An 11,786-nucleotide genomic window follows, 5' to 3' on the forward strand; every position below is an offset into this window, starting at 1 on the left:
CCACGGGGACTCAAAACCAATCCAAGCTTACCACAACAAAGCGTTCGTTCCAAGATGCAATGTACTCACAGCACAACGGCTATTTCGAGGCCTCTTTTTAGACGGCCTCGATCCACACTGAAAGTGACATTTTCTTAGAAAAGTTAAGGTGACATTTTCACAGACTATTGACAGATCGATTTTTTCCATGAACTCCACGCCTAAACTTCATAAGTAGGGAGCTGATATAGTGGAAGAAATATTGAAGCAAGTGGGAGCAAGGATTCGAAGCCTTCGCAAAGAAAAAGGAATGTCGCAGGAAGATTTAGCTGAATTGATTGACACATCGCATTCATACATAGGTTACGTGGAGCGGGGCGAGCAGAACATTACTCTGCTCACACTGGAGAAGATCGCCACTGCGCTTGGAGTGGAAGCGAAAGAACTACTGGCATATCAGGGTTTACCCTACGACCAGCGCGTATTGGAAGCGATTAAGTTACTTGATGGGAAAAGCGAAGAGGACTTGAAGCGGGCAGTCATTGTGCTTAAGCAGCTTTACAATTAGCATTGTCAGCATATCCAGTAAGTCTCTGAACTAGGGAATGTTTTCGCTCAACACGAAAAGCTGCTCTAAGCCGAATCTGACTTATTGAGCAGCTTTCTTCGCAATGCAGTCGATAGACGGATTCAGACCCGCGCATATCATCCCAAGCACTTCAGATACACCTACCATTAATTAATGGTAGAAAAGTAATAAATACTAGGCGAATACAACGCCAGCGGCCACATTTATTACCCACTTACCATTAATAGTGGAAGTCAGCTTCATAGATAATAGTAAAAGGGTAAATAATCGCGGACAATGGGACGAATTGGTTCAATTTGAATGAGGTTGATACTATTAATTAATAGTACAACTACCAATAATGCTCCTGAATGAGGCAATAAGTTGAAATCCGATTTATGGCCCACGGGCTGGACTCGCAGTCCCACGACTAGTCGATTACGACGCATTTATCGGCCGGTCCCGTCTGCGTGCCATTCACATCCGCACTTCGAGCTCTCTTCCAATCTTTATGCAAGTAGCCGGCAGGCCCGCCGCTCCCTCGCAGCTTCACTATCCGGCAGGCCACATTGACCCGCCGGGATGCGGGCAGGTCCGCGCCGCCAGCTTGGCGCGGACCTTCACGATGCAGCCGCAAAATCTGCATGTGTGCGATTCGATCAGATCGGGACAGTGCGAGCAGGCCTCCAACCGGGCCTTGTACTGCTCGTCGTCCACGCAGTCGAACCCGACCGCCATCTTATCCAGCATACGCTGGATTTGCTCCTCGCTCACCCGAATGTCCCGCTCGCAGCCCTTGCAGCCGTTCGTTGCTCTCCCCATACCGGGCACCGCCTTATGGCTGGAGCTCCAGCACAACGACCGACATCGCCGGCAGTTGGACGCGCAGCCGATCCCCGTCAATCTCCCACGCATCGAATTCCGCAGGACTCACGTTGTCAGGCTGTTCGAACGTATTGTGCGCCTGCATCTCCGAAGCAGTCAGCACGCGGCCCGTCATCGTTCCAAGCCCGGCAAGACCTCTGATCACCAGGTCCACAGAGGCACCGTCGCCCGGATCAATATTGCACAAGCTGACGTGCACGCGGCCCCCGGCTTGCTTGGAGGCAGAAGCGGAAACCTTCGGCAAGCGTTTGCCGCCGAATTGATAGCTGTCCGATTCGATCGAGACAGCCAGCGCCTCCGCATCCTGATGCACCTTGAACATCTCGAATACGTGATAGGTCGGAGTCAGGAGCATCTGTGATCCTTCAGTCAGAACCATCGCCTGCAGCACATTGACCATCTGGGCAATATTGGCCATATGCACTCTGTCGCAATGCTTGTGGAAAATATGGAAGTGCAGCGCGGCCACTAATGCGTCGCGCAGCGTGTTTTGCTGATACAGGAATCCCGGGTTGGTGCCTGGCTCAACGAGGAACCACGTGCCCCATTCATCAACGATCAGCCCTACCCGCTTCTCCGGATCGTATTGATCCATGATCGCCGTGTGGCGGGTAATCAGCGTATCCATGTAGAGCGACTTTTCCATCGTTTCGAACCAGTCGGACTCGTCAAAGGCTGTCGCTGATTTCTTCTGCGCGAAGCTTCCCGGCACCGTATAGTTGTGCAGACTGACGCCGTCCATCAGATGCGCGGCTTCCCGCATCAGCACCTCCATCCAATGGTAGTCGTCCACGTTCGGACCGCCGGCAATCTTGTACAGCTTGTTGTCTCCGTAATTGCGGACATACGTCTGGTAGCGGCGGTACTCGTCGGTATAGTACTCCGCACGCATATTGCCGCCGCAGCCCCAATTCTCATTGCCGACGCCGAAATATTTCAGCTTCCAAGGCTTCTCCCGGCCGTTCTCCCTGCGCCAATTGGCCATCGGCGATTCCCCGTCGAAGGTCATATACTCGACCCATTCCGACATTTCCTGGACGGTGCCGCTGCCCAAATTGCCGCATATGTAAGGCTCTGCTCCCAACAGCTCGCACAGGTCGAAAAACTCATGCGTGCCAAAGTGATTATTCTCGACCACGCCGCCCCAATGGGTGTTGACCATGCGCTTGCGGCTCTCCTTCGGCCCTACCCCATCCTTCCAGTGATACTCATCGGCGAAGCAGCCTCCTGGCCAGCGCAGCACCGGAATTTGAAGCTTCTTCAAAGCGGCAACAACATCGTTGCGAATGCCCTTCGTATTCGGGATCGGTGAATCCTCCCCTACCCACAGCCCTTCATAGATGCAGCGCCCCAAGTGCTCGGCGAACTGTCCGTAAATATGCTTGCTGATTTTCCCTTCCACGATATCCGTGTTGACAATAATGTTGTTGTGCATCGCTTTCCCTCCTGGTCATTATGTATGAGACGGTAGAATTACGTGAAAGTATATCTTGAAATCGCTTGCGCCGTCAACGCGTGCCGATCATCCAACTCAAAGAGAATACTCATCATGAACTGGCCTAACCAGAAAAACATTGCCCATCCCCGCCAATCCCGGTACTTTGGAGAGGAAATACACACCTGAGTGATGGTGGAATGAAATCAATCAATACGGATTGCTCAAGGTATTCAAAGTGAATGCCACCGGCAGCTATATTGACGGCCAGAGAATCTCCGATGTCAAGCTGGACGATCTGGATATCCGCCGCAAACAATGGCAGTTTCGGCTTGTCGTGCTGGAGGACGCCAAGCATGTCGGCGGCCTGACCTTGTTCGGTTCCGGATTTGGCAACTACAATCAGGATATTCATTTCAAGCTCTGCATCACTGCTACCTTGTATGGACCATTTCTCCGATACTGATACATCTTCCATGAATCAAGGGTAGGAAGGTAACAATTTTCTGCGAAAACGGCACATTTGATCTTACTTATTACCCTTTTACCATTAATTGAGGAAGTCAGCTTCATTATTAATAGTAAGAGGGTAAATAATCGTGGGAATTTCATACGCAAATAGAACATGTAATGAGGAAGCTACCAATAATTAATGATACTTGTACCATAATTTGCATTATTCATCCTTTTCCAATGCGCCGCACTGGCCCGCAAGTTACATAATCCCGCCAGGCCAGCCTGGCTCCGTTCTGCATCTTGCTCAAAGCAAACGTCAGGTTTCAATGGCGAAACCTGACGCCTCTCCTGCAGAAACTCGATTTATCTCGTTACTGGAGATCTTCCTCTCGCTGCGCGCTTACGCTTGGCCCGCTTCCTGCGGTGTCTGACAACCATGTATCCCCATAACTGTGATAGAATCAAGAGCTTGTTCCGGCGATACGGCTAATGCTGATTGAAATAATCCAGGAGCCTTCGAGCCAAGTCATCGTTCGCAAGCGGATTGCGGTGCGTATTCTCCAGATAAATGTATTTTTCCGTCCAGGGCATAAGATACTCCTTGTACCACAAGAACATGTCGGGATGGTCTTCCTGCATGCGGAGATATCGCCACAGCTCTCCACTGTTCCATCGTATTGCGAATATTCGTCAGTCAATCCGCCCGGTAAAAATACTTCGACTTGCCATACTCGGCCTCTGTTAACGCCTTCAACCCCTTTTCGTACTGCCACAGCGATTTCGGAAGACTGCGAAGCATACCGGACGATAAGGTCGGCGTCTTCATCGACACCGTAATGCATGCGAGGCCTGCGCCGAGAACGCTTTCATAATCGCGTACGACCATACGAAGAGCATGGCCGATAGCCGATGACGGTTCTGCGCAAACAGCTACCGTCGATAGCTTGGTAAAGGCAAGGGTGTCCGAATGCGCAGATTGCAAATTAGCCTCCGACTTTGACTTCGACTTCGGCATAGTTATACCCCCGAATAAGCCATAAAGCCTCCGTCAACCGGAACGGTAACACCCGTCACAAACCCCGACATGCTTTCGTCCGCGAGCCAGACCAGTGTTCCCAACAGGTCTCCCGGCTCGCCGAACCGCCTCATCGGCGTGTGTGCCATGATTTTTTCCGAGCGTGCTGTCAGAGAACCGTCCTCGTTCGTAAGCAGTGTCCGGTTCTGCTCGGTCAAGAAGAACCCCGGCGCAATGGCGTTGACCCGGATGCCTGCCGGAGCCATATGAACCGCCATCCACTGTGTAAAGTTGTTGATGGCTGCCTTGGCCGCACTGTAAGCCGGCACTTTCGTCATCGGACTATATGCGCTCATGGAAGAAATATTGATTACCGTCCCTCCCGGCTTGTTCACCATCTGTCTCGCGAACAATTGCGTAGGCACTAGTGTGCCGATAAAATTCACATCGAAGACAGAACCGAAATCTTCTTTGGCCATATCGAAAAAAGACAATGCATGCGGATCGCTGACATCTTCCGGACGAAACGTCTCCGCTGTTGTGCTTGCCTTCGGATGATTGCCCCCCGCCCCATTGACCAGTATGTCGCATGGACCGAAATGGGAGGCAATGTGCTCGCTTGCGCGTTGGACCTGCTCAACGTCCAGCACATCGCACGCCACAGCGACTGCCTCGCCCCCATTGTCGCGAATGGATTGGGCTACGGCTTCTCCCTTCTCGGCTGTGCGGTTGACTACCGCAACCTTGACGCCGTGTCGGCCAAGCTCGCGTGCCATCGCGCCGCACAAGATGCCCCCGCCTCCTGTGACCACCGCAACCTTCCCTCTAAGCTGTTCATGAATTGGTATCATTGCGACCCGCTCCCTCTGGTTTGTTCTAATGAATCCCAAATTCCCCACAAATACATAATCCCCATTGCCCGATCATAAAGTCCATACCCGGGTCGGCAGTGCTCATCCCAAATTTGTCTGCCATGATCGGGACGGGCATATCCCTTGAACTGAATGTCATGCAGCGCTTTGACAACGCCGCAGATGTCAACTGTGCCATCGCGCATGCGATGGGATGTCTCGATGAAATCGCCATTGTCATAGACCTTGATATTGCGGATATGCACGAATGGGATGCGATCGGCAAACTCATGAATCATCCCGACGATATCCTCGCCGCGGTTCGCCGAGAGCGAGCCGGTGCACAGTGTCAAGCCGTTGTACGGACTGTCTACCAGCTTCAGGATGCGCCGAATGCTGTCACGCGAATTGACAATGCGCGGCAGTCCGAACAGCGGCCACGGCGGATCGTCCGGATGAATGGCCATTCGAATATCGCATTCCTCCGCTACCGGAATGACCCGCTCGAGGAAATAGCGCAGGTTGTCCCGAAGCCGGTCAGCGGTCATGCCGCGGTACGCTTCGAACATCTGGGAAATATGGGCGAGCCGCTCCGGCTCCCAGCCTGGCATGGAAAACGCCGGATTCTCGTTAATGCGACGAATGAGCTCCTCTGGCTGTATGCCTTCCAATGCTTGTTTATCCAGGAACATCGCCGTCGATCCGTCCTCCATGCGCTTGTGCAGATCCGTACGCACCCAATCGAAGATCGGCATGAAATTGTAACAGATCGTCTTCACCCCGACAGCGGCCAATTTCCGAATCGTCCGGATATAACGATCGATATACAGATCTCTGGAAGGCAGACCAAGCTTAATATCATCGTGAATGTTTACGCTCTCTACTACATCCAGATGGAAGCCGAAGGCATCCGCTTGATTTTTGATTTTCTCGATCTCCTCCTGCGGCCATTCTTCCCCGGCCGGCAAGTGATGCAGCGCCCAAACGATCCCTTCCACGCCAGGAATTTGCCTGATCTGCGGCAGTGTTACTGTGTCATTGCCGGTACCGAACCAGCGAAACACCATTCTCATGCATCTTCTCTCCTAACCTACCTAATTTGTAGATCACTGGCGTCCGCCTATGCATGCCGACGCTCCAGTTGCACCGTTAGTTTTGGGCAAAGCCAGTCTCCCGCTTAGTCGCAGAAATAATGAGGATATTCGGCACGCAGCTGCGGGAGATGGATGTCCAGCTTGCGCAAGTGGTCGGCCAGCATAGATGCGGTTTTCGTTTCGTCCCTCGCCCGAATGCTGTCCAGAAGCTGTTCATGCTCATCAATGATCTGATCCATCTGATGAATCGCCGTCAATGACAGAAAACGGGCGCGATTCATATGCGCACGCATCTGGTGAATGATTTGCAGCAGCGTTTCGTTCCCTGTCATGCGCATAACCGTTTCGTGAAACGTCTCATCCAGGGTCAACAGGCCCGCTGCATCATGCTGCTCTGCCGCAGCCCGCTGCCTTTCGAGCAAATCGATCAGCTTAGGCTCATACGCGACTGCGGCTTGCTCGCTCCACTCCCGGGCAGCAAACTGGAACGCTCCCGATTCCAGATGCTCGCGAACGAATCTCGCTTCTGACACCTTCTGAACGGAGATCAGCGAGATTCTCGTTCCGCGCTGCGGCAAGACGTCAATGAGAGACTCGTTGGCCAGCAGCCGAAATGCTTCCCTGACTGGCGTACGGCTCACTTGCAGCGAATCGGCAACCTCGTTCTCATAGATCATCTGCCCCGGCTCCAGCTGCAGGTGAACAATTTGCTCCCGAAGCTGTTCGTAAATATGATCGCCAAGCGTCTTGCGCGGAGCGGGGAGCAGGACCGAAGCTTTGCGCTTGCCGGTCGTTGCTCCCGCGGACTTGACGGGATTCGGGCCGCCTTCAGGGGGCAACGGCTCATCCATCTGTCATCCCTGCCTTTCAGTAAATTCGGTTTGGCCCTGGTTCATCCTATTCTAGTATACTTGTATACATGTTAATCGATAAAGAAGGGGTTTGACAAGTATAAGAAATGCCCCTTACAGCGATTCGTTATTTACGCTTTGGCGTATACTGCAAACAGGGCTGTCCGGATGCGCGAAGGACAGCTGCGGTCGGCCACTCCCGGCTCTTGAAGCCGTAGGCTTTGCAGCCGCGCGGAAAGCGGGCGTCCCATGTTACATAATAATAAGCGCAATATGTACAGTTGGGCCTCTCAGCGCTCGCCTCAGCCATAAGTCCCGATCTCCTTTCCACAGCGGCAGCGCATTGCTTCCTAGCATAGTCAGCTTGGGCTGCAGCTCCGATTCCCCTGTTGCCTGTGTGCTCTATGGTTCTTGGAATAAAAGATTCTCATAGACCTTCATCCAGCGAAAAGCCGGCAGGCATAGGACCCGCCGGCTGAATCAAGCTCTTACAATCCGTACGTATCAGTTACGGATTCCTGAGTGGTGCTCCATTGATGAAGCACGCCAGCCGTTTCCGCAATTGCCGCTTCAAGCGCCTCTGTGCTGCCCTGGAACGGATGAACCGTGTTGAAGGTGTGGTTGCCGCCTGCTATTCGAATCCAGCGGATGCTCGGATTGCGCTCTACGAGTCGAGCGTTGCCCTCCTGCAAGCGCTTATGATCTTCCGTGCCTTGGATCAGAGCGATCGGTACTTGAGCAGTCGTAATGCGCTCGACAATCGCGAAGCGCTCGCGGTTCGCCTCCAAGTCCTCCAAAATGACGGGATCAAGCGGCAGCTGTTGGCCGGTGCGGGCATTCGTTACGTAGGCGCGTTTGCCTTCGCGCATCGCTGCCTTCTGCTCCTCTGTGAGCAGGTCGACATGGACCGTGCTGTTCCAGCCGATCACTCCGTCTACTTCATCCGGGCGGTCAAGCGCGAAGATAAGGCTGACAGCCCCGCCGCGGCTGTGCCCGAGCAAATATAAAGGCAATTCCGTATCCGGCCCCCGCCCATTAATCGGCAATGTGCCTGAACGGATCCGCGCCGTCACTTCTGCCAAATCCTCCAAATCCTTCGTATAAGTGTCCGAGGCAAATAAGTCCAGCTCCGTAAAGTTAACCAAATCCTCACCAATTCCGTTATGGGAAAAGTTGAAGCTTACCACATCGAAGTTCTCGGCCAATCGTTCTGCCGCATAGGGAAACATGCCCCAATCCTTGAAGCCCTTGTAGCCGTGGCAAATGACAATCGTTCCTTCCGCTTGGCGGCGGGACGGAAACAAGTCGCCCCGGATGACCCGGTTTTTCTCCCATACTAACTGAAACGCTTGTGCCATGCTTTTCCCTCCCGAAATCTCGGATTTCCGCACCTTCATCAGGCAACAGGAGCCTAAGTCTTATAAAAAAACTTGAAAGATTGAGGTACTTCTTTATTCTATCGGTAATTTCGTCATAAAAGCAACCTTTCAAACGCTTCGTCCGTCTATGAAATCGAGAACATGCGCATGAACACAGCAAAAAGAAAGGTGGAATGGAAAAGATGAAAACCGTCATTGTAAGAAGAACTGTCCTTGTTTTGCTTGCCTTCTCCTTGATGATGGGCGGCAGCGTATTTGCCTTTTCGGACCTGCCCCAAGGAGAGAGCCGACAAAAACTGGAGGAGCTGAAACGAATGGGCATTATCAGCGGAACGGGTGACGGCCGCTTCCAGCCTGATGGCGAGCTAACCAATGCGCAAGCCATTGCCATGCTGATCAAAGGCTTTGATCTGTCGTGGGCCCGCGTGCAATTCGAGCAAGGCAAAGAAGTTTCCTATGACAATGTTGCAGCGGATGCCTGGTATGCAGAAAGCTTCGAGCTTGCCGCTCATTATGGCTTCGAGCTGCCTAGCGACATCGATCCGAATGCAGTGATTAGCAAAGCCGCCTATGTCCACTACCTGCACCGGGCATTGGAGCTGCAAGGGCCATTCCCGGTTACAAAGATGTATTTCATGATTGAGGATGAGGACGATATCGAGGAAGCCTACAAGAACAGCATCCAGATCATGCTGAACGCACGCCTCATCTCACTCGACGAGAAGCAGCATTTTTATCCGACTCAGCCTATTACCCGTCTGGAAGCCGCAGTTCTGCTCTATGACAGCTTGTCGCTCGTGCGCGAACGCCAGGAGTTCGAAGACAGCCTGCAGCAGCCGGAAGAAGGAGAGGAGCCAACCCTCCCAATTGTCCAAGAGCCGGTGGAAGAGAAGCCGCTGAGCATTGAGGATGATGCAAGCCATACCATCGTGCCGGTCAATGAGGAAGTCAACAAAGTGATCGTCGATTGGGGAACGAAGCCTCATCCTGGCTATGGTATCGCCATTGCAGGCATTGTATTCGAGGGAGACAAGGCCATCATTCAGTATGACCGTCTCTATCCAGACCCGGACAGCATGTATCCGCAGGTTATCGCCTATCCGAAAGCAGAAACGTTTGTGTCCAGCGCCTATACAATTGAGCTTGAAGAAGTCAATACGGAAGATTAATCATTGGATACACCATTTGCCATCGGAACATCCGACAGGCAGCGTATAACAGAAGAACCCCTCCCGTACTTTTGCGGGGAGGGGTTCCTTCCGTTCATGCCGAAAGCAGCTTCTCCAGATGCTTTTCAATCTGCTGACGATGGTGACGGTCATGACCGGTGAAATCCTCCATCAAGAGCAGCAGCGTCTGCTCGCTTGTATTGATGAGGAAAGTTCGCTGAAATTCCTCTTCACTCTTGTTCTGCAAATACGAGATGATCTGGCTTCGAATTTCTATGGACTCTGCGATCAGCGTTTGGATAGAGGCTTCTTCACGCGCATATTGCGCCGCTATCCCGTTCACCATTTCGAAATCGCTGAATTCCGGGCATTCGATAGCAGCGCCTTCAGATACATTGGGGAATATATCGTGCAGCAGCACGCGGTCCCAATACAATAAGTGGCCGATAATCTCTGCGCACGTCCACTTGCCCGGTCCGACAGGCGTCCGAAAAGCTTGTTCGTCCAAGCTGCTCAATCCCTCCAGCCAAGGGATATATTGTTCGTATTGTTGGATAAGTTCTTGTTTAGTCACTTGCACCCCGATCACTCCAGCCTGCTTTTCGCAGCAATATTGTTCTGTGTCTGTCCCCCAGTAGCCAAGTGCCGGAAACCAAAACCGCCCCTTCACACGAAAAAAAGCTCCTAAACACGCCGGTCGCCGTTTCGGCAAGCGGCGCATTTCTATCTGTTATTTATTAGGGTAATACAGCCCGGCGCTATCCGTCAACGCCAAATTGCCGGGATTTTCGCAATGACACGCCATCGGCGGAAGCCTGTTCCAGAAAGGAACAATCCCCCGGTTAATCCGACAAAATATTGCAAATGACGATATGGTCAAACGGTAAGAGAACTAGTGCAAGCTCTGTTGCCTGGGATGTCATGAGAACGAAAAAACCCCACCGCAAGCTTAACGCCTGCAGTGGGGAGTTATGTTGAGACTTACCCATGCTTCCTCTCAAGGGTGATGGGTGATGGGCCCTGAGGGACTCGAACCCCCGACCAATCGGTTATGAGCCGACCGCTCTAACCAACTGAGCTAAAGGCCCCCGACGCACTTGTGAAGCAAGTATTGCGGGGGCAGGATTTGAACCTGCGACCTTCGGGTTATGAGCCCGACGAGCTACCGGACTGCTCCACCCCGCGTCGTATCAAAGCCGGCGAATGAGGTTTCCTTCGAATCAGAATCCCATTTCGGCGACAAAGATAACTATACACCATCAGGGCAGAGAAAGTCAAGTATTTTTTCTCCTAGTGGTCACAGGCTGTAGCGAACACCGAAACGACCGCGCTTGGACCGGAAAATTTCCACTTCCTCCGGACATTCGTAGCCGTAGATCCACCAATCCTCTTGCATGCGCTTGGCCAAGCAGCCAGCTTGAAATTTGCTGTCATACAGACGCATCCAATAGATCCATCTCATGTCTGTTCACCTCGAAGCGGAGTTCTATCCGTTAGCGTACCCCATTCCGCTTCGGATTAGACACACTTGCGAAGCTAACTGGCATTCTCCTCCGCTTTGCTCGCGGCGGCCTCGCGCTCTTCCAAGTCGCGCGTATGATGCGCTATGCGGCTTGAAGCAGATGCCGCGATGCTTGCGACCAGATCATCCAGGAAGGTATGAACCCCCTTGCCGATCTTCGTATCGAGCTTCTTGATAATGCCTACTTTGTGTTTGTCGAGATGACCGAACGTGGTGACCCCAATGCTGCCATAACCCAGAACGGAGCCGAGCGCCAATGTCTCGTCACAGCCGAACAGGCTTTCATCTGTCTCGATGATCGATTGCAGCGGCTCGGAGAGCATGCCTTTCTCCGCCAGGATATCCAGTTCTATGCCAACAAGCAGCGCATGCTGCATTTCTCTCTTCTCAAGCACTTTATTGACGGAATGCACACAAGTCTCTATTGTGAGATCGTCACTGTATGGAGATTGCATCTCATGCACAATATAAGCGATATCTTCGACTGTTACCCCTCTGGCTGCCAGTTTCTCCATGACAGCATTCTTCACTTCCGTACTGTGTACTCTGCGCTTCATCCTGATCGCTCCCTTCCTCATCTAC

14 protein-coding genes and 2 tRNA genes are annotated in these 11,786 nt (G+C 52.5%); 3 read left to right on the top strand and 13 right to left on the bottom strand.

Annotation, left to right across the window (positions count from 1 at the left end; all coding sequences use genetic code 11):
- Positions 1–229 precede the first annotated feature (229 nt).
- A complete protein-coding gene (locus XYCOK13_RS03675; RefSeq protein WP_213410537.1) occupies positions 230–547 on the top strand; it encodes a helix-turn-helix domain-containing protein in 318 nt (105 codons plus the stop codon).
- 552 nt (positions 548–1,099) lie between these two features.
- On the opposite strand, the gene XYCOK13_RS03680 is transcribed toward XYCOK13_RS03675, so the two are convergent.
- Positions 1,100–1,369: a hypothetical protein gene (locus XYCOK13_RS03680; RefSeq protein ID WP_213410538.1), complete on the bottom strand. Its 270-nt coding sequence runs from the start codon at positions 1,367–1,369 to the stop codon at positions 1,100–1,102.
- A 13-nt stretch (positions 1,370–1,382) separates the two neighbouring features.
- Positions 1,383–2,867, bottom strand: coding sequence for an alpha-N-arabinofuranosidase (locus XYCOK13_RS03685; protein ID WP_213410539.1), 1,485 nt, complete (start codon positions 2,865–2,867; stop codon positions 1,383–1,385).
- A gap of 238 nt (positions 2,868–3,105) precedes the next feature.
- On the opposite strand from XYCOK13_RS03685, the gene XYCOK13_RS03690 reads away from it, so the two are divergent.
- Positions 3,106–3,333, top strand: coding sequence for a hypothetical protein (locus XYCOK13_RS03690; protein WP_213410540.1), 228 nt, complete (start codon positions 3,106–3,108; stop codon positions 3,331–3,333).
- Between the two features lie 684 nt (positions 3,334–4,017).
- Here XYCOK13_RS03690 and XYCOK13_RS03695 read toward each other — a convergent pair.
- The 6 genes from XYCOK13_RS03695 to XYCOK13_RS03720 all read right to left on the bottom strand — a co-directional run bounded on the left by XYCOK13_RS03695 (position 4,018) and on the right by XYCOK13_RS03720 (position 8,492).
- Entirely contained in the window at positions 4,018–4,338 is a 321-nt protein-coding gene (locus XYCOK13_RS03695; RefSeq protein WP_213410541.1) for a hypothetical protein, read from the bottom strand.
- Positions 4,339–4,340: 2 nt separating this feature from the next.
- Complete coding sequence (locus XYCOK13_RS03700) at positions 4,341–5,189, bottom strand: SDR family oxidoreductase (protein ID WP_213410542.1); 849 nt, start codon at positions 5,187–5,189, stop codon at positions 4,341–4,343.
- Positions 5,186–6,262: a mannonate dehydratase gene (gene uxuA / locus XYCOK13_RS03705; RefSeq protein ID WP_213410543.1), complete on the bottom strand. Its 1,077-nt coding sequence runs from the start codon at positions 6,260–6,262 to the stop codon at positions 5,186–5,188. Before uxuA ends, XYCOK13_RS03700 begins: the two co-directional genes overlap by 4 nt.
- A 104-nt stretch (positions 6,263–6,366) precedes the next feature.
- Positions 6,367–7,134: a GntR family transcriptional regulator gene (locus XYCOK13_RS03710; protein WP_213410544.1), complete on the bottom strand. Its 768-nt coding sequence runs from the start codon at positions 7,132–7,134 to the stop codon at positions 6,367–6,369.
- Between the two features lie 127 nt (positions 7,135–7,261).
- Positions 7,262–7,444, bottom strand: a complete 183-nt coding sequence (locus XYCOK13_RS03715) for a uracil-DNA glycosylase (protein ID WP_213410545.1) — start codon at positions 7,442–7,444, stop codon at positions 7,262–7,264.
- A gap of 178 nt (positions 7,445–7,622) precedes the next feature.
- Complete coding sequence (locus tag XYCOK13_RS03720) at positions 7,623–8,492, bottom strand: alpha/beta fold hydrolase (RefSeq protein ID WP_213410546.1); 870 nt, start codon at positions 8,490–8,492, stop codon at positions 7,623–7,625.
- 203 nt (positions 8,493–8,695) lie between these two features.
- Between XYCOK13_RS03720 and XYCOK13_RS03725 the strand changes: the two genes are divergently transcribed.
- Positions 8,696–9,682, top strand: coding sequence for an S-layer homology domain-containing protein (locus tag XYCOK13_RS03725; protein WP_213410547.1), 987 nt, complete (start codon positions 8,696–8,698; stop codon positions 9,680–9,682).
- Between the two features lie 94 nt (positions 9,683–9,776).
- Here XYCOK13_RS03725 and XYCOK13_RS03730 read toward each other — a convergent pair whose 3' ends face one another.
- The 5 genes from XYCOK13_RS03730 to XYCOK13_RS03750 all read right to left on the bottom strand — a co-directional run bounded on the left by XYCOK13_RS03730 (position 9,777) and on the right by XYCOK13_RS03750 (position 11,761).
- Positions 9,777–10,352 carry a DinB family protein gene (locus XYCOK13_RS03730; RefSeq protein WP_213410548.1) on the bottom strand — a complete coding sequence of 192 codons (576 nt, stop codon included), beginning with the start codon at positions 10,350–10,352 and terminating at the stop codon, positions 9,777–9,779.
- A 344-nt stretch (positions 10,353–10,696) separates the two neighbouring features.
- Positions 10,697–10,770: transfer RNA gene (locus XYCOK13_RS03735), tRNA-Ile, on the bottom strand.
- A gap of 23 nt (positions 10,771–10,793) precedes the next feature.
- Positions 10,794–10,867: transfer RNA gene (locus XYCOK13_RS03740), tRNA-Met, on the bottom strand.
- A 112-nt stretch (positions 10,868–10,979) separates the two neighbouring features.
- Entirely contained in the window at positions 10,980–11,144 is a 165-nt protein-coding gene (locus tag XYCOK13_RS03745; protein ID WP_213410549.1) for a hypothetical protein, read from the bottom strand.
- A 74-nt stretch (positions 11,145–11,218) separates the two neighbouring features.
- Positions 11,219–11,761 carry a phosphatidylglycerophosphatase A family protein gene (locus tag XYCOK13_RS03750; RefSeq protein WP_213410550.1) on the bottom strand — a complete coding sequence of 181 codons (543 nt, stop codon included), beginning with the start codon at positions 11,759–11,761 and terminating at the stop codon, positions 11,219–11,221.
- Positions 11,762–11,786 lie beyond the last annotated feature (25 nt).

The sequence above is a fragment of the Xylanibacillus composti genome, assembly GCF_018403685.1.
GTDB classification, from domain to species: domain Bacteria; phylum Bacillota; class Bacilli; order Paenibacillales; family K13; genus Xylanibacillus; species Xylanibacillus composti.

Excerpts from the sequence above, each read along its gene's own strand:
- XYCOK13_RS03720 (WP_213410546.1), bottom strand. The coding sequence starts at position 8,492 with ATGGCACAAGCGTTTCAGTTAGTATGGGAGAAAAACCGGGTCATCCGG.
- XYCOK13_RS03725 (WP_213410547.1), top strand. The coding sequence starts at position 8,696 with ATGAAAACCGTCATTGTAAGAAGAACTGTCCTTGTTTTGCTTGCCTTC.
- XYCOK13_RS03700 (WP_213410542.1), bottom strand. The coding sequence starts at position 5,189 with ATGATACCAATTCATGAACAGCTTAGAGGGAAGGTTGCGGTGGTCACA.
- XYCOK13_RS03715 (WP_213410545.1), bottom strand. The coding sequence starts at position 7,444 with ATGGCTGAGGCGAGCGCTGAGAGGCCCAACTGTACATATTGCGCTTAT.
- XYCOK13_RS03685 (WP_213410539.1), bottom strand. The coding sequence starts at position 2,867 with ATGCACAACAACATTATTGTCAACACGGATATCGTGGAAGGGAAAATC.
- uxuA (WP_213410543.1), bottom strand. The coding sequence starts at position 6,262 with ATGAGAATGGTGTTTCGCTGGTTCGGTACCGGCAATGACACAGTAACA.
- XYCOK13_RS03750 (WP_213410550.1), bottom strand. The coding sequence starts at position 11,761 with ATGAAGCGCAGAGTACACAGTACGGAAGTGAAGAATGCTGTCATGGAG.
- XYCOK13_RS03695 (WP_213410541.1), bottom strand. The coding sequence starts at position 4,338 with ATGCCGAAGTCGAAGTCAAAGTCGGAGGCTAATTTGCAATCTGCGCAT.
- XYCOK13_RS03745 (WP_213410549.1), bottom strand. The coding sequence starts at position 11,144 with ATGAGATGGATCTATTGGATGCGTCTGTATGACAGCAAATTTCAAGCT.
- XYCOK13_RS03680 (WP_213410538.1), bottom strand. The coding sequence starts at position 1,369 with ATGGGGAGAGCAACGAACGGCTGCAAGGGCTGCGAGCGGGACATTCGG.
- XYCOK13_RS03710 (WP_213410544.1), bottom strand. The coding sequence starts at position 7,134 with ATGGATGAGCCGTTGCCCCCTGAAGGCGGCCCGAATCCCGTCAAGTCC.